General features: G+C 37.8%; 16 protein-coding genes. 6 read left to right on the top strand and 10 right to left on the bottom strand.

The window, feature by feature from the left end:
* Window positions 1-148 precede the first annotated feature (148 nt).
* The 3 genes from ACVWYN_RS15095 (at window position 149) to ACVWYN_RS15085 (ending at window position 4075) form a co-directional block, all read left to right on the top strand.
* On the top strand, window positions 149-583 hold the full coding sequence (locus tag ACVWYN_RS15095; protein ID WP_457289708.1) for a hypothetical protein: 435 nt from the start codon (window positions 149-151) through the stop codon (window positions 581-583).
* Window positions 584-660: 77 nt separating this feature from the next.
* A complete protein-coding gene (locus ACVWYN_RS15090; RefSeq protein WP_457289707.1) occupies window positions 661-1440 on the top strand; it encodes a GLPGLI family protein in 780 nt (259 codons plus the stop codon).
* A 100-nt stretch (window positions 1441-1540) separates the two neighbouring features.
* On the top strand, window positions 1541-4075 hold the full coding sequence (locus ACVWYN_RS15085) for a hypothetical protein (RefSeq protein WP_457289706.1): 2535 nt from the start codon (window positions 1541-1543) through the stop codon (window positions 4073-4075).
* A 46-nt stretch (window positions 4076-4121) separates the two neighbouring features.
* Here ACVWYN_RS15085 and arsB read toward each other — a convergent pair whose 3' ends face one another.
* From arsB to ACVWYN_RS15065, 4 genes are read right to left on the bottom strand one after another with little or no spacing between them, the layout of a single operon-like run.
* Window positions 4122-5183 (bottom strand): ACR3 family arsenite efflux transporter, encoded by a 1062-nt coding sequence (arsB, locus tag ACVWYN_RS15080; protein ID WP_457289705.1) that lies wholly within the window; start codon window positions 5181-5183, stop codon window positions 4122-4124.
* Between the two features lies 1 nt (window position 5184).
* Entirely contained in the window at window positions 5185-5607 is a 423-nt protein-coding gene (locus tag ACVWYN_RS15075) for an arsenate reductase ArsC (RefSeq protein ID WP_457289704.1), read from the bottom strand.
* A gap of 10 nt (window positions 5608-5617) precedes the next feature.
* Window positions 5618-6085, bottom strand: a complete 468-nt coding sequence (locus ACVWYN_RS15070) for a DUF6428 family protein (protein WP_457289703.1) — start codon at window positions 6083-6085, stop codon at window positions 5618-5620.
* 53 nt (window positions 6086-6138) lie between these two features.
* Window positions 6139-6468 (bottom strand): ArsR/SmtB family transcription factor, encoded by a 330-nt coding sequence (locus ACVWYN_RS15065; protein ID WP_457289702.1) that lies wholly within the window; start codon window positions 6466-6468, stop codon window positions 6139-6141.
* A gap of 161 nt (window positions 6469-6629) precedes the next feature.
* Between ACVWYN_RS15065 and ACVWYN_RS15060 the strand changes: the two genes are divergently transcribed.
* On the top strand, window positions 6630-7259 hold the full coding sequence (locus ACVWYN_RS15060; protein WP_457289701.1) for an ABC transporter ATP-binding protein: 630 nt from the start codon (window positions 6630-6632) through the stop codon (window positions 7257-7259).
* A 6-nt stretch (window positions 7260-7265) separates the two neighbouring features.
* Window positions 7266-8387, top strand: coding sequence for a hypothetical protein (locus ACVWYN_RS15055; protein ID WP_457289700.1), 1122 nt, complete (start codon window positions 7266-7268; stop codon window positions 8385-8387).
* Between the two features lie 10 nt (window positions 8388-8397).
* Here the strand turns inward: ACVWYN_RS15055 and ACVWYN_RS15050 are convergent, their stop codons facing one another.
* Genes ACVWYN_RS15050 through ACVWYN_RS15040 form a run of 3 tightly spaced genes read right to left on the bottom strand, consistent with a single transcriptional unit; the run spans window position 8398 to window position 9818 of the window.
* The gene (locus tag ACVWYN_RS15050; protein ID WP_457289699.1) at window positions 8398-8736 is read right to left on the bottom strand and encodes a DUF3817 domain-containing protein; all 339 of its coding nucleotides are present in this window, start codon (window positions 8734-8736) and stop codon (window positions 8398-8400) included.
* A gap of 8 nt (window positions 8737-8744) precedes the next feature.
* Complete coding sequence (locus ACVWYN_RS15045) at window positions 8745-9212, bottom strand: hypothetical protein (protein WP_457289698.1); 468 nt, start codon at window positions 9210-9212, stop codon at window positions 8745-8747.
* An 18-nt stretch (window positions 9213-9230) separates the two neighbouring features.
* On the bottom strand, window positions 9231-9818 hold the full coding sequence (locus ACVWYN_RS15040; RefSeq protein WP_457289697.1) for a TetR/AcrR family transcriptional regulator: 588 nt from the start codon (window positions 9816-9818) through the stop codon (window positions 9231-9233).
* A 245-nt stretch (window positions 9819-10063) separates the two neighbouring features.
* Here ACVWYN_RS15040 and ACVWYN_RS15035 point away from each other — a divergent pair, with 245 nt between their 5' ends.
* Entirely contained in the window at window positions 10064-11050 is a 987-nt protein-coding gene (locus tag ACVWYN_RS15035) for an aldo/keto reductase (protein ID WP_457289696.1), read from the top strand.
* A gap of 397 nt (window positions 11051-11447) precedes the next feature.
* Here the strand turns inward: ACVWYN_RS15035 and ACVWYN_RS15030 are convergent, their stop codons facing one another.
* The 3 genes from ACVWYN_RS15030 to ACVWYN_RS15020 are packed head-to-tail and all read right to left on the bottom strand — an operon-like array spanning window position 11448 to window position 15960.
* Window positions 11448-13364: an amino acid permease gene (locus ACVWYN_RS15030; RefSeq protein WP_457289695.1), complete on the bottom strand. Its 1917-nt coding sequence runs from the start codon at window positions 13362-13364 to the stop codon at window positions 11448-11450.
* A 10-nt stretch (window positions 13365-13374) separates the two neighbouring features.
* Entirely contained in the window at window positions 13375-15090 is a 1716-nt protein-coding gene (locus tag ACVWYN_RS15025) for a M3 family oligoendopeptidase (RefSeq protein WP_457289694.1), read from the bottom strand.
* A gap of 3 nt (window positions 15091-15093) precedes the next feature.
* Window positions 15094-15960, bottom strand: coding sequence for a UbiA-like polyprenyltransferase (locus tag ACVWYN_RS15020; protein ID WP_457289693.1), 867 nt, complete (start codon window positions 15958-15960; stop codon window positions 15094-15096).
* Window positions 15961-15964: the final 4 nt, after the last annotated feature.

Below are 15964 nucleotides of genomic sequence, written 5' to 3'. Positions count from 1 at the left end.
TAGAGTATGAATCTAAAGGAAAATAAGTAATGATTTTACACATCCTGTTTCAGTAACCGTTTTGTTGGTCTTGCTAAACAATTATTACTTATTATGGTACCTGGCGGTAAGATCTGATGTATTAAATTTACATCGCACTGCGGAAATAGTGCTCGTAGTAATTGAGACTGCCAGTAATATACAACTGGTAATCCATCAGGACGGCGTCAATAGGATTTATACAGCAGAAGGAATGGAAGCCAGTACAGAAAGTTTGGAAGATATTAATTTTTCTTTTTTAATACGAATTATGGCACTTTTATTGCCTTTTCATTTAAAACCACTTAAAAATATCCCTATGAAAAAAATCGCAACACTTTTGACAATGTGCTTAATTAGCATAATGTCATTATCTTCTTTCGTAACAGCAAAAACAGCTGTAATGGCACGTTGCCAAGCTACTTACACCGTTGTATTTGTTGATGGCAGTGGTAATGTAGTAGACAGAGCCACAATGCATGGTTATGGTAATACTTGTGCTGAGGCTATGGCAGACGCACAGTGGAGAATGGCACCGGTAGCGCAATGGATGGCTGCTAACTAAATTTAAAAATTATTTGAGGGTTGTAAATTCAAATTTACAGCCCTTTTTTTTCACTTTAATTTTCTTAATATTCTTTTATGCCAAACAGAAAAGCTGTTAGTCAATCAATATTTTTTATTATAATTTTATTTGGTTTAAATGCTTCTGCACAAATAAAAGGGTCTTTGAATTACAAACTAACCATTAAAGATGGTTTTACAAATGAGCCTCGCATAATAAATTATATGACCTATTTTTCAGGCAATAGATCTCTGGAGGTTCCACTGCCAAAGGTTACGAATACTGAATTGATTGCAGATGGAGATAATAGCCTTGTTAAAACTATTGTTATTTCTACGAAAAAAACTAATTTCATTTACAAAAATTTTCTATCTAAACAGTTCCTGATAGGTGATAATGTTCAACGTAATTATTACCTTATAAAAGATACACTTTCAAATTTTAAATGGAGGGTTTCTAACGAAAAACGCAAAATATCCAATTATAATTGCGTAAAGGCAACTACAATATTTAGGGGACGCACTTATGAAGCATGGTATACAGATGATATTGCGATATCAAATGGGCCATGGAAGTTTTGTGGCCTACCTGGATTAATTGTTTTAGTTAAAGATGCGGCGGCTGTTTATACTTATGAACTTACTGGTATTAATTTAAAAGAGAATTTCCCCCAATCAATTTTAAATGTCCCGACTGCTTATGCTAAGGATAAGGAAATTACACATAAGGACTTCATTGTAGCCCTAAATAAGAAGATAAAGCAAAATGAAGCACTCTCCAGAGCATCATTGAAAGTTGATGGTTCAAATTCGTCTGATATGATTATAAGTCTTCCTCCAAAGATGGAGAAATTTTAATTTGAAGTATTTATACGCTTTTTTTCTTACTGTTTTTTCGAGTAGTTGTTTTTGCCAACAACTAACCATATCAGGTAAGCTGAGTAATAACGGTTCGGCTATGCCATCCGTTACACTGCAATTAAAAAACGCAAAAAGTCTTGATCTGGTAGCCTACTCCATGTCAAATGTGAATGGGGAATATGAATTAAAAGCAAATATTGATAGCATTGCAAATTTGTATTTGATTGCAAGCTACATTGGTTTAAAAAAAGACACTTTAACAATAAATGTTTCAAAGCTGCAGGAGCCTTTTCTGGTTAACCATAATTTTAATTTGACCGATGATGCCACACAATTGGATGAAATAAAGATTATAGCTGATATTCCCATTATCACTAAAACCAATGATACCACAAAATATAATGTAGCCAGGCTAACAAGTCCAGAGGATCAGAATATTGAAAGCGTGATTAAAAAAATGCCTGGTATGACCGTAAGTAAAGATGGCGTAATCTATTTCAATCAACAAAGAATTGCCAAAATTTTACTGGAAGGGGATGACATGACAGGAGATAATTATAAAACCATTACACAAAACTTAAAGCCTCAGCTTGTTGAAGAAGTACAGGCTATTGAAAATTATGTGGAAGATGATCTGATGAATGGAATTATTAGCTCAAATGAGGTGGTGCTGAATCTTAAAGTGAAAGCGAAGAAGAGTGTTTCCGGAAGTTTAGATTTAAGCTATGGAAGCAATAATCGGAATGATTTAACTGCGAATCTCGTGTCATTTACCAAAGGTTTTAAGGCTTTTACTTTTGTAAATAACAATAATACAGGTAAATATCAAGATGATTTACTTAGTTTGAGTAATAATGGCGTACCATTTCAAACCAATAAATTTATCAATCATGCAATTGAAAGTACCAACCCTTTTGATAACAACCAATTTAGGTTAAATAAAAGTTTAGCTGGAAGTATCTCTGCAATAAGCCAGGTTACAGACAAGCTAAAAATTAGTTTAGGTCTTTATGGAATTCTTAATAATTTGTATGATGAACGGAATGATAACCGCCTTTTTTATACAGCGGATACCATCAGAACTTTTGATAAAGAAAACCGGAATAGTAATAGCAAAATTTACCAGGCTGAGTGGACTGCCGATCAGCGGTTAAATAAGAAATCGAGACTAGTTGTCGCTTTTTCAACAACTTTTAAACCCGAAAAGTATTTATCTAAAGACCTTTCTTTTTTCAATTATAATCCTTCCGACTCAGTAAGTCAAGAACAGTCAGATAGGTTAAAGAGTATTAGCGGGCAGTTAAAATACGTATTAAAGCTCAATGCCAATATCGCATTAATAACCACCATAAACCACAAATTTGAAGACTTGAGGCAGAACTACAACGTAAACTCGAATCTGTATACTGTAGTTCCATATTTTGGTGGAGCGAGTAGTTTACTTCAACTTGCTTCAATACGCACAAACACGACTAAAGCCGATATTCAGTTGCTGAAAAAATCAGGATATAACTATTTTTATACAAATATTGGTTATAACGTTTTGGATGCTAAAATAGCTACATCCCTATACAATGCAGATAGTGGTCATGAACCAGAATTATTAGCTGATAAATTTATTAATGCCAATAATTTTATTATCAGAGAGTCTTATTTGGGTGGAAAATATACTTTCGATAATAAAAGGATAAGACTGCAGGCCTTAATGACGGGAAGTTTAAGACAAATAGTTGTCTATGGAAGAGACAGTTCTTTTTTGGTCTTGCAACCAGAATTGTCGTTAAGCGCTAAGATTAGCGAATCTCAAACTTTAAAGATCCGTTATACTCTTGAAAATAAAAGTCCTGGTAGTCTGGAATATTACCAAAGTAGTATTCTTACAGATGTAAGAAACGTAAATTCAGGTTTAAATAAAATTTATAGTTTTTCTACCCAAAAAGTTGAAGTTGGTTATAACAACAGTGATTTTTCAAAGAATTATTTTTCTTTCCAGGCAAACGGAAGCGCCAAATTCAGCCCCTTTGGGTTCTTGGCTACAAATTTTTTCGATAATACGATTTACTATTCCCAACGAAGCCTTTATAAGGGAGTGAAAATTTTTCAAGGTAATTTGGTTTTTCAAAAATTTGTTCCTTTTGTAGCAAGTAATTTTTCGCTGGATTTGAGCGCCTCAACCAGCGAATATTATGCTGCAATAGGTCAGGTCATTAATCCATATTCCGACATCAGTAAATCCATAGTTTTTAATATTAGTACTGGTTTTAAATTACCTGTTAATTTTTCAACTGAATTTCGTTATTTGAAAAGTAATACCTATTTATCTGATGTTAAAATCAATTCCAACAATTCATACAAATACGCTTTAGTTTCGAGGAGTAAAATAGGAAAGCATTTATTCCACGTTGCATCTTACGACCTTTACAGATTAAACAACAAAAATTATCGAATTCTAAATACTGAGCTGATCTACCAGCCAACTAAATCTGGAATAACCTATACCATTCAAGGTAAAAATTTATACAATGTAAAAACGTTTACAAACACTTATGTGAGTAACATCCAGGAATCAACAAGTAGTACGAGTTTGCTGGGTAGGTACCTTTTGTTCAAAGTCTCGCTTACTATTCGTTAAGAAGAAAGAGTCCGAACTTTCATGATTTACAAAGATTTTAAGGTTTTTAGGTAAAACTCCTCCGCCGAAACCAGAAGGCTAGGTTAACCAATGCAATTAATGCGGGAACTTCTACAAGAGGGCCAATTACGCCTGCAAATGCCTGACCTGAATTGATGCCGAAAACACCAATTGCCACTGCGATGGCAAGTTCAAAATTATTACCCGTTGCAGTAAAAGCTATTGCAGTGCTCTTGGAATAGTCTGCTCCAAAGTATTTACCTGCAAAAAAACTGATTACAAACATAATGGAGAAGTAGATCACCAACGGTACTGCAATGCGTAGTACATCCATCGGGATCTTTATAATCATATTCCCTTTTAAGCTAAACATGATAACGATTGTGAAAAGTAAGGCAATTAGCGTGAGAGGTGAAATTAGCGGCACGAACTTGTTTTGAAACCATTCTTCGCCTTTTAGCTTGATTAGGGTATACCTGCTGATAATTCCCATTCCAAATGGCAGACCTAAATAAATACCTACACTCTTGGCAATCTCTGCTATGGTAATGTTTACTTCAAGGCTTTTGAGACCGAAATAGGGGGGTAGAACGGTAATGAAAATGTAGGCAAAGACACTGTAAAAGAGTACCTGAAAGATGCTATTCAATGCGATAAGTCCTGCCGCATATTCTCGGTTGCCTTCAGCCAGGTCATTCCAGACGACCACCATAGCAATGCACCGGGCAAGACCAATCAGAATTACCCCGACCATATATTCTGGGTAGTCTCTTAAAAATGTAATGGCTAAAAAGAACATCAATAGCGGCCCGATTACCCAGTTCAGGATCAGCGAAACGCTCAACACCTTGGTGTCCTTAAAGACTTCAGCCATCTTTTCGTATTTTACTTTTGCCAGCGGCGGATACATCATGAGAATAAGTCCGATTGCCAGCGGTATATTGGTTGTGCCATTGGACAAAGAATTGATAAAACCAGATGAGGAAGGAATGAAATACCCAATCCCTACGCCAACTGCCATGGCTACGAATATCCAAAGGGTTAAGTAGCGATCAAGGAAGCCGAGTCTTTTTCTGCCTACTATCGGGGTACAGTTGTTTGCACTCATTTTAACGTTTTAAGTTCTCGTTTACAAAGTTTTGTGCGTATTTTCTGATCATTTCTCTCACCTCTCGAAACTGTTCCATAACCTCTGTATCGTTGCCTTTTGCTTTTGCAGGATCTGGAAAGTTGTGATGAAGCTTTACCGCATTGGTCGGAAAATATGGACAGCTCTCTTTTGCATTGTCGCAAACGGTGATCACATAGTCGAAATCAATACTTTTATATTCGTTGATGTTATTTGATGTGTGCCTTGAAATGTCAATCCCATCCGCTCTCATAGTCTCAACAGCCTTTGGATTAACGCCGTGGGTTTCTATTCCTGCACTATATATTTCTGCTTCCTCTCTAGCAAAATACCTGAGGTAGCCTTCAGCAATCTGACTTCTACAGCTATTGCCAGTGCATAATACCAATACTTTTTTCTTCATATGCAATTGCTTAACAACACCCACCACCAGGGGTACAACTGTTTTCTGTGCCTGCCAAATTAACCATTTCTAGTTTTGAATCTTCTTCAACACCGCAGGCGTCTTTTGCCAAACATGCAGTCTGCTTAGCGATCAATAGAAAAGTTGCGCCATCAAAACCAAGGTCGTATTTGCCAATAGTTCCCAATTGATATTCTACTTCGATCTCCAAATCTTCCATTCCTAATACTTTTTCTGATAGGCTAATGATATTCAAAAGCTTTGTTGCTTTTAAGCGATGCTCGAAATCTTCTGCATCCCATAATTGGAAATTAGCCACCTTTTCATGTCGCACCTTACCGCCGCAATCGATAAAGTCTTTGGTAATGATCCCTACTTCTGTAACATGGAAGTGCGCTGGAACCATTGTCCCATTGTGCAACTGGAAGTTTACAGCTTCGGCTGTTGAAAGAATCTTTTTTATTTCTGATAGCTTCATAATTAATACTTATTATAATATTGCAATTTGACGATTGATTAGTTGAAAAAAAGCTAACAACAGCTTTCTGGTTTTTTGTAGGATCCAAGAAAATTACCAAGCAGTGATTCCAACATTGCCCAACTTGTGGGTTCGATGCAATAGCATACTTTTACCCCTTCAATTGTTCCCTGTATGATTCCCACGCTTTTTAATTCTTTGAGGTGTTGTGAAATTGTTGCCTGTGCAAGGCCCAGTTCTTCTACCAAATCGCCGCAGATGCAGGCATTTGCAGAGATAATCTGTTGTAGGATTGCAATGCGTGCAGGATGCGCAATTGCCTTTAAAAGCGTGGAAAGCTGGTTCTGCTCTGTTGTAAAAATTTCAGTCTTTGTAAGTCCCATAGTTAGTATCGCAATATTACGATTAATATAATTAGATATCAAAATATTGTTTTGCAGATGCCATGATTGTTTAAACAACTAAATAAGGTTGTTTAATCGTTTGTAACAATTTGTAATCCGGATTATCTCAATAGAACTTAACCTAAAGGCAAGCCTATCCAATGATTCATTTTAAAGATTTTAAAAAGTCATACGGTCAAACTACAGTACTCTCCATACCTCAACTGGATTTGGAACCCGGAATATTCTGGGTAAAAGGTGTTAATGGCTCTGGCAAAAGTACATTGCTAAAGTCGATGGCAGGTATGTTGTCTTGTAATGGGGATATTGTTATAAATGGGGAAACAAGCCTGAAAAGCGATCCGGTTAATTACCGTAAAAAGGTGAATTTTAGTGAGGCAGAACCGCTATTTCCTCCTTTTATTACTGGTATTGATTTAGTCGACTTGTTTAGGTCTGCTAAAAATGGATCGGTAACGCAATGTAAGGAGCTATTGGCGAGTATGAAGATGGGCGACTATATAGCTAACCAGGTCAACTCTTATTCGAGCGGAATGCTCAAAAAACTTTCTTTACTATTAGCGTTTATTGGCAATCCCAGTATCATTTTGCTAGATGAACCGCTCATCACAATTGATGTAGAATCGCTTCATATCCTATATTCCTGGATGGCTAATGAACATGAAAAAAACCATACTACGTTTTTGATTACCTCCCATCAGCAACTGGATCCCGACAAGCTACCTGTAGTTAAAGCGTTGACTGTCGCATCAGGAACTTTAAGTAAATAGCATTCTATGTTAAAATCGTTAGTTAACGTATTGTCAAAGATTTTTTCTGATAGGTTCTATAAGGAACACATGGGGTTCTTTTTAATTTTGTTACTTATTAATCTTGGTCCCGGTTCTTTAAAGGCGGTTATAGAACTTCATAAAAGCTTGATGTTGTTGTTTATAACCAACTTTCTTGCAATGATGATCGCTTTTGGTGTGATGATGTTGTACGTTTTAAAATGTTGTCATTTTGTTTCGGGAAGGATCTTTATGATTCATCAGCAGTTTTTATTTTATAGTATGAACAGTTATACCAGACCTCAGAAGTTGGCCGGCTGGATGATAGTTCAATTGAAAATTAGCTTTCCGGTGCTTTTTTACGCGCTGGTAAGTGTAGGTCTTGCAATTACTCACCAGTACTATCTTTCTGCTGCCTTGATTTTTGTTTTCATCACTGCGATAACATTTTTGAGCGCTTACTATTACAGCTGGTTAATTGATAAATCACTGGAGGGTAGTAATCAATCTGTTATAATGAAATTAACAAGGAGATTTGCGAAGCCACTGTTTAGCCTTTTTATTTATCAGGTATTCGATCAGTTGAAACTAAAATATCTGCTTTTAAAATTCCTGTCGTATCTGTTGATAATAGGCCTGTTCATGCTCCTTTCGGACGGCAAGATGGACATACGGGTAACCGGTATTGCCATGCTTGCTATTGCGGTTGCCCATTGTATGTTGATTTTTAAAGAGAAGCAATTTGAGGATTCGTTTTTGACTTTAACAAGAAATCTGCCATTTGGGAACTTCCAACTGTTTGGCTCAAAATTCTTAATGCATGCCATGTTGTTAATTCCCGAGGCGGTTTGGTTATTGTGGTCTTTGCCTTCAATTTTAGCGATAGGGATGCTGATGCTTTGCTTGAGTATCATGTCGCTTCTTTATAGTTCCTTACATTTATTTGGCGCCAATCAGGATGGTTATGCAAAATTTGCCTTCGGCATATTCATAGTGTCTTTCTTTGTAATAGTTTACCAACTATTCTGGCCACTTTTCCTATTCAACCTCGTTGCTTCCTACCTTATTTTTCATTTTAATTATTACAAATTCAGGTCTTCTGTGGATGTAGATCCTACAAGTAATTAGCTTGAAACTATTACTTGTTCAATTGATCCATGACAAGCTTTTCTTGCTGAGCTTTTTTTAGAATGTGCCGGTCAATGTAAAATGTCCCGAATGGAATTATACAGGCAATTAATACTTTCCAGGTCGTAACGCTAAACTTCCATTTCTCTTCTACACCTACACTGATCGTATAGAAAATAAACAACAAAAAAAGCATTCCATGTATTGGGCCCATATTGCTAACGAGGCTGGGGTTTTTGTAAAAATGCTTCATTGGTACGGCAATAAAAATCAGGATAAGTAATGATATACCTTCCAGGAAGCCGATAAGCCTCAACCTGCCAACTTGTGTTTTTAAAAAATAATCCATAATATATTTTAATTTAATGTTCTGATATAAGGACGATTAGAGAGCGGCGAAAATGGCCATGGAATTGCCAGGAGTATGATTAGCAATGCTATGGAAAAACAAATCAATATCGTTTTAAACTTATCTTTGCTTTCTGATTGCCTCTTTGCCTTTGCTGAGCCAATTGTAATGAGAACGATTGCGATAAGCATAAAAAATATGTGAATAACTCCAAAAAAAAACAATTCCATTGTGCTGGAGCTTTCTGGTAATGCTGAGAAAAAGGCTTTTACAACCATACTTTTCGTATAAATCAAGATACCCAGGATCAACTGTATATGTGCAATTGTAGCTGTCCAGTGACGAACGCGATCATTATTTTGAGTGAACTGTTCGTCTTTAGTATAACCGATGAAAGATATATATATAGAATAGATCAGACTCGCTAGAACGAGCCATCTGATCATAGAGTGGAAAGGGAGTAAGATATTATACATTTTTTTATTTCGAGCTGTTTATTCTAAATTCTTTAGATATGTTTTTATTTCTCTTAGAAAATCCAAATATGACTTTTTACCAAACAGCTTACCCATATTCCTTGCGCCGCTATATCCTGCAAGAATAAAGGCAGCAACCCTTCTGCAATCTACGTCTTGCCTAATCTGTCCTTCCATTCGGGCTTTTAAAAATGCGGATTCCAATATTTGCTGCACACGAGTGATGAGGTGGATTAGCGCTTTTTTGAAAGATTCGTTAACCGGAGACATTTCCTCGACCAGATTTACTACAGGGCACCCATAAGCAATATTAAAAACGTCAAAATCAAAGAGAAGTGAATGAAGTATTTTATAAACTGCTTCTGTTGCCTTTTTAGGGTTATAAAGTGACGCCTCAATTGCGGCTATGGCCTTTGGATAGAATACCTGATTGATAAGCGCCAAACCCATATCCTCCTTTGATTTGAAGTGGTAGAAGAAAGCACCCTTAGTTACAGTGGTGGTTGCAATTATGTCATCTATGCTGGTTGCCTGATACCCATTTTTGTAAATGAGTTCAAGCGATTTTTGAAGAATAACTTGTTTAGTGGTAGCTGCTTTCGACATATAAATAATATGGCACAAACATACCAATTAGTATGTAATTAGTCTTTTTTCTGCGTCAATATTTTGTAAAGTTCTAATCTTGTTCGATATAGAAAATAATAATCAATTCTAGTATTAAATAAAATGCAATGGTAGAAGCGATATTTTGCCGAGTTAGTGAGAATTACTTTATGTAGCTATGTGATAGATCCTAATTATCAGAACAAGTTTGTTTTTTGTACTTTTGATTAAAATAACATACTTCTATGAGATCAAGAAAACTTGGGAAAGATGGGCCAGAAATATCTCCTATTGCCATTGGCACACGAATGGATACTCCCGCACCTGAAGAGCGTGAAAACAGCAAAAAACAAACAATTAAAACATTGCAACATGCGATAGATTCTGGTGTAAGTTTTATAAATACTGCTGATTTTTACGGAATGGGCTTTAATGAGCTAACGATTGGAGAGGCCATTAAAGGAAGACGAAACAACGTTGTACTGAGTGTTAAGACTGGGACTTTACGGGACTTTAAAGGTCGCTTTTTGGGCTTAGATAGCCGACCTGAAGCCATCAAAAATTTCTGCGCGTATTCGTTGACACGATTAGGTGTCGATGAAATTGACCTATATCAGCCCGCACGCATCGACCCGAATGTTCCCATCGAAGAAACTGTTGGTGCAATTAAAGATCTGATAACTGAAGGAAAAGTAAGGTACTTAGGGCTGTCCGAAGCTAATGCCGAGCAATTGAAACGTGCACATAGCGTTCATCCCGTTTCCGCGCTTGAAATTGAATATTCCCTTGCGACCCGATTTATAGAGAACGAGATATTGCCCGTAGCCCGGGAATTAGGTGTAAGTATTGTTCCTTATTCATCCTTTTACTACGGCTTGCTAACCGGAGAGATGCGTTTTCCGCTGGCTAGCAGCGACTACAAAAATATGTTCCCAAGGTTTCAGGGCGTGAACCTCGAACATAATCTTAAAAAGGTCGAATGGCTAAAGGATTTCGCTGCTAAAAAAGGTGTAAGCGCCGGTCAACTGGCTTTGGCATGGCTCTTAAATCAAGGTGAGGATATTATACCAATTGTTGGTATGAATAAGCCAGGCCGGGTAGAGGACAATCTGAAAGCGCTTGAAATTACTTTTTCAGCAGATGAAATGAATATCATCAACAAAGCATTCGCGCCTGGTGAAATAAAGGGCGACCGATATCCTGCACAATTGATGCCATGGGTTGCATCGTGAGGGCAAGTGCATCTATGGCACTTTTAAGCAAAAGATCAATTTATACTGGTGCCTATTCTCATTTAACTTTTAGAAATTGGCAATCATATAATTCTCAAATATACCACCCTTAAGTCTATTGGTAGCTTATTCTTCAGGTTTGCGAATTTGTAATTTTTTGATACAGCTAAAAATCAAATGACTTTGAAGCAAAGTGAGGGTTCTTATGTGATGACGAGGGAAAAATAAAAAGGCCCCGGGGAGGAGCCTTTATTGTAGGGTTTCCAACCAAACAATTTTAGGGATAAATAGGAAGGGAATATATTCAGATCATACACTGAATATAATTACTAACATCTAATGTAGAGATTTATTCTCATAATGTAGATTAAAAAGAAAAAATAATCCCTTACTTCCCCTATTGTTTGCTTAAATTAAGCTTGCTGTGTTTAAATCCATACATAAAGTACACCACAAGTCCCACTATTAACCATATTCCAAAGCCTATCCAATTGGATATTCCCAGTTCGCACATCATATAAAGACAACTGATTAGTCCCAATACGGGAATCAATGACAAGTTTTTAGTGATGCAATAGTAGGTGATGATTACACAGATGAACAGAAAGATCCACATCGGGATTTTATGCTTAAAGAGGCTTAATCCACTTTCGTATTTTTTATCGGCAGATACGGTTGAGGCAGACATGAAATCTTCATATTGTGCAGGCGTAAGACTGTTCAAAAAAGCTTCAGCATCTGCAGCTTTAATTTCTTTTTTGATAGCTGATAGCTCTTCGGCGTTTAATGACGTTAAAAAGGAAACAGGCTCATAAACTCTAGGGGTATTGAGTAAAAAAGAGGTAGATTCTTTTTTGTACATCGTGAATGCTAATACAATCGCACCTGCAAATACAAAAGGAATAATATACTTGGAGTTTGCATAGGGTATTTTAAACTTTCCTCTTTGGATATCAGGCTTGTTTTGAAGGACAAGAACTCCTGCACAGACCAGTACAAAAGCAAATAAAGTACCGATGGAACACAGATCAGTAACGATAGTTAAGTTCATGAAAAGCGATGGTATCGCTACAACGAAGCCCACCACTATAGTTGCGAAGGAAGGGGTTTGGTATTTTGGATGAATTCTTGAAAATGCTTTTGGCAATAGTCCGTCTCTGCTCATGCTCATCCATATACGTGGTTGGCCCATTTGAAATACCAATAGTACGCTGGCCATTGCAAATACCGCACTTACGGCGATGATACCGCTCATCAGTTTAAGGTCTATCTGATCGAAAACAAAGGCCAGAGGATCTCCAACAGCCAGTAATTTATAATTCACTATTCCTGTTAAAACAATGGCAATCGCAACGTATAAAATGGTGCAGATGATGATTGCCCACATCATACCCCGAGGAAGATCACGCTGCGGATTTTTACATTCTTCTGCAGTGGTTGAAATGGCATCAAATCCGATGTATGCAAAGAAGACTGCGGAAACGCCTTTTAATACTCCTGAAACGCCATTTGGCGCAAAAGGATGCCAATTGGAAGTATCTACATAGAATACACCTACGGAAAGTACCAGCAGAATTACTGCTAGTTTAACGATAACCATGGCATTGCTGGCATTTCGTGATTCTTTCATCCCACGGTATACCAACCAGGTGATGAAAATGATGATGCCCAACGCAGGTAAATCTGCTACCAAATGAAAGTTTCCAATTTTAGGTGCTGTATTCCATGCGTTATTAGCAATCCTGGTGGCATTATCAAGGTCATTAAAGTCCTTGCCTGCATTGACCAATGCCTCTGCATGCTTGTGTCCATTAAATGCAGAGAGGTAATCCATCGTCATCCAGTCGGGCAGGTTAATTCCATTTATGCCCAGTGCCGGTATTTTTATGGAGGAGAGTAGCCCAGTAAAATAATCAGACCACGAAATGGCTACCGTAATATTGCCAATGGCATATTCCATGATGAGCGACCAGCCGATAATCCAGGCCACCAATTCTCCAAAAGCTACATAGGAGTAGGTATAGGCACTTCCTGAAACAGGTACCATAGATGCAAACTCTGCATAGGCAAAAGCGGCAAAACTACAAGCCAAAGCCGTAAATATAAATAGAAAGATTACAGCAGGGCCACCATCTGCACTGGCTTTGCCAATTGTACTGAAAATGCCGGCGCCAATAATTGCTGCTATCCCAAAGGCGGTAAGGTCTCTTACTCCAAGTGTTTTATGAAGTGTGGTTCCGTGATCGCCATACCCATTCTCCGCATCTGCCAGGATTTTGGATATGGATTTCTTTCTAAATAACTTTTCAAACATAAAAATTAATTTAACCTAGTTTATGTAATTCATCTTTGACAAAAGCAGCCAACTCTTCTATATAATCTACACTAAAATTGAATTTAATACCCGCAGTTTTATAAATTTCATTAATCGGCTTGCTATAACCTAGAGAAAGTGCGGCCAGGTATTGCTCAAGTGCCTTTTCAGGGTTTTCTTTATAGTTTTTCCAAATCGCTATTGCGCCAAGTTGAGCAATAGCATATTCGATATAATAGAAAGGCACTTCAAATAGGTGAAGTTGTTTTTGCCAAACGTTTCCAAACTCATGTTCCAGTCCGTCCCAGTTTGCAAAGCCGTGACCAAAGCGGGTATAGATTTGCTTGAATGCATCTTCTCTATCTATTGCATTATGGCCAGGATTGGTGTAAATCCAATGCTGAAACTGGTCAATCACTGCAACCCATGGTAAGGTTTTGAGCACATCAGCCAGTTGTTCTTTCTTAGCGCGTAATAAATCTTCTTCGTTGTCGAAATAGATGTCCCAATAATCCATTGATATGAGCTCCATACTCATGGAAGCCAGTTCTGCAACTTCGGCAGGACAGTGCTTAAAATCATTCAGTTCCAAACCTGCAGTAAGAAAAGTATGTACAGCGTGACCACCTTCGTGTACCATGGTGGTTAGGTCCCTCAGGGAATTAGCGGAATTCATAAAGATAAATGGCGCACCTGTTTCTGCCAGGGGGTAGTTATAACCGCCTGGTGCTTTGCCTTTTCTGCTCTCCACATCAAACAAGTTATTGTGTTTCATGATGGCTAGCAGCTGACCAAGTTTAGGGTCTATTGCATTAAAACAGGAAATGCTTTTGTCAATTAATTCAACTCCGTCAGTAAAAGGTTTAAGTGCCGGTTTGCCGGAGGTACTCACGTCAAGATCCCATGGTTTTAATTCTTCAAGTCCAAGTAGCTCAGCTCGTTTTTCAGCCTGTTCTCTAAGAATTGGTACAATTTCTTTTTCTATGGCTTCATGGAAGTGATAGCAGTCTTTAGGCGTGTAATCAAAGCGTCCTAATGCCTGGAACATGTAATCACGGTAGTTTTCAAACCCGGCATTTAATGCTACCTGGTGGCGCATAGTGATCAGCTCATCAAACAAAACATTCAATTGATCTTTATCTACTAGTCTGCGTTGCTGTATGGTTTCCCAGGCATGCTGACGAACCTTCCTACTGGTGTCTTTAACAAAGTTTGCAGCCTGCTCAAGGGTATATTCCTGCTCGTTAATCATTACGCTCATGGAGCCCGTAATTGACTGGTACCTTTGTTGTGTAACTTGTAGTTTGGTTAAAAGCTCTACGTTTTCTTCGCGGTACAGCTCAATGGCTTTCCTTACTGCCCTGATGAAAACAAAATATTTGTCGGGATCCAGTTCATCTATAAAAGTACTGTCGTTAAATTTTTGATTTAATCGGTTGGATAGCGGTGATAATTTTGGATCGATCTCTGTAGCGTAATACTGGAAATCCTTAACAAGAGCTTCATTTGTGGTATCGCAACTCATTTTGATGTATCTCCAGGCAAAATCTTCTTCAAGCGCAGCCTCTAGCTCACTTTTGTCTTTTAACCATTGCTCCAGTTCATGAACATTGCGGATAGACCGTTCCAGGAGTTCCTCCAGAATCGGTTCTAGTTTTTCCCATTTAATTTCAAGTTCCTGCGGAATGTAATTTCTTTTCTTTTTAGGTATGGTAAGGTCGATCATGATCTAGAAGTTAAAATGGTTTCTTAGTAAGGCATCCAATAAAAAACAGATTGCAAATACTACTGAAGCGTAACCATTTGTGGTAGCAAAAGCTTTGTTGACTTTGCTGATGTCGGTAGGTTTAACAAGTAAGTGCTGATAAATAAGCATTACACAGAAAAACGTTACACCTATGTAATAGATGAAACTGAAGCTGGTGAATAGGATAGGGAGTATGACACATAATGCTGCGCCAACGTGAAGCACAACCGAAAGCGTGAGCGCATTTTTCCTGCCCAGGGCTACTGGAATAGAATGAAGATGCTCTTGCTTATCGAAGTCTTCATCTTGCAACGCATAAATAATATCAAAACCACTTACCCAAAATAATACTGCAAAGGAATATAGCACAGGTACAACATGAAATGCCCCCGTTACGGCAATGTAGGCGCCAATTGGTGCTAACGACAGGCCTAAGCCGAGTACTAGATGGCACAATGCGGTAAATCGCTTGGTGTAACTGTAAAATAACACGACAAAAAGTGCGATAGGAGAGAGGTAGAAGCAAAGCGTATTGATAAAGAAGGTTGTAGCTACAAAGAGTATACAATTTACGATGACAAATAGCAGTGCAGAATTGGCCTTTATTTTTCCCGCCGGGATATCCCTCATTTGCGTGCGCGGATTCTTTGCATCAATGTTTCTGTCCAGATACCGGTTAAATGCCATCGCTGAATTTCTTGCGAAAACCATGCAAAGGATAACCAGTACGAGAAGGATCCAGTTAAAAGGGTTGTCTGTTGTAGTTACACCCAAGAAAAAGCCGATCATTGCAAATGGGAGCGCAAATACGGAGTGTGCAAATAGTACAAGTGAAAAGTACTTTTTCATGTGT

It is taken from the genome of Pedobacter sp. UYP24 (genome assembly GCF_054057295.1).
This window is presented reverse-complemented; position numbering and strand designations above follow the sequence as displayed.

Coding starts and splice junctions, on each gene's coding strand:
- ACVWYN_RS15090 (WP_457289707.1), top strand. CDS start 661: ATGCCAAACAGAAAAGCTGTTAGTCAATCAATATTTTTTATTATAATT.
- ACVWYN_RS15085 (WP_457289706.1), top strand. CDS start 1,541: ATGCCATCCGTTACACTGCAATTAAAAAACGCAAAAAGTCTTGATCTG.
- arsB (WP_457289705.1), bottom strand. CDS start 5,183: ATGAGTGCAAACAACTGTACCCCGATAGTAGGCAGAAAAAGACTCGGC.
- ACVWYN_RS15075 (WP_457289704.1), bottom strand. CDS start 5,607: ATGAAGAAAAAAGTATTGGTATTATGCACTGGCAATAGCTGTAGAAGT.
- ACVWYN_RS15070 (WP_457289703.1), bottom strand. CDS start 6,085: ATGAAGCTATCAGAAATAAAAAAGATTCTTTCAACAGCCGAAGCTGTA.
- ACVWYN_RS15065 (WP_457289702.1), bottom strand. CDS start 6,468: ATGGGACTTACAAAGACTGAAATTTTTACAACAGAGCAGAACCAGCTT.
- ACVWYN_RS15060 (WP_457289701.1), top strand. CDS start 6,630: ATGATTCATTTTAAAGATTTTAAAAAGTCATACGGTCAAACTACAGTA.
- ACVWYN_RS15055 (WP_457289700.1), top strand. CDS start 7,266: ATGTTAAAATCGTTAGTTAACGTATTGTCAAAGATTTTTTCTGATAGG.
- ACVWYN_RS15050 (WP_457289699.1), bottom strand. CDS start 8,736: ATGGATTATTTTTTAAAAACACAAGTTGGCAGGTTGAGGCTTATCGGC.
- ACVWYN_RS15045 (WP_457289698.1), bottom strand. CDS start 9,212: ATGTATAATATCTTACTCCCTTTCCACTCTATGATCAGATGGCTCGTT.
- ACVWYN_RS15040 (WP_457289697.1), bottom strand. CDS start 9,818: ATGTCGAAAGCAGCTACCACTAAACAAGTTATTCTTCAAAAATCGCTT.
- ACVWYN_RS15035 (WP_457289696.1), top strand. CDS start 10,064: ATGAGATCAAGAAAACTTGGGAAAGATGGGCCAGAAATATCTCCTATT.
- ACVWYN_RS15030 (WP_457289695.1), bottom strand. CDS start 13,364: ATGTTTGAAAAGTTATTTAGAAAGAAATCCATATCCAAAATCCTGGCA.
- ACVWYN_RS15025 (WP_457289694.1), bottom strand. CDS start 15,090: ATGATCGACCTTACCATACCTAAAAAGAAAAGAAATTACATTCCGCAG.
- ACVWYN_RS15020 (WP_457289693.1), bottom strand. CDS start 15,960: ATGAAAAAGTACTTTTCACTTGTACTATTTGCACACTCCGTATTTGCG.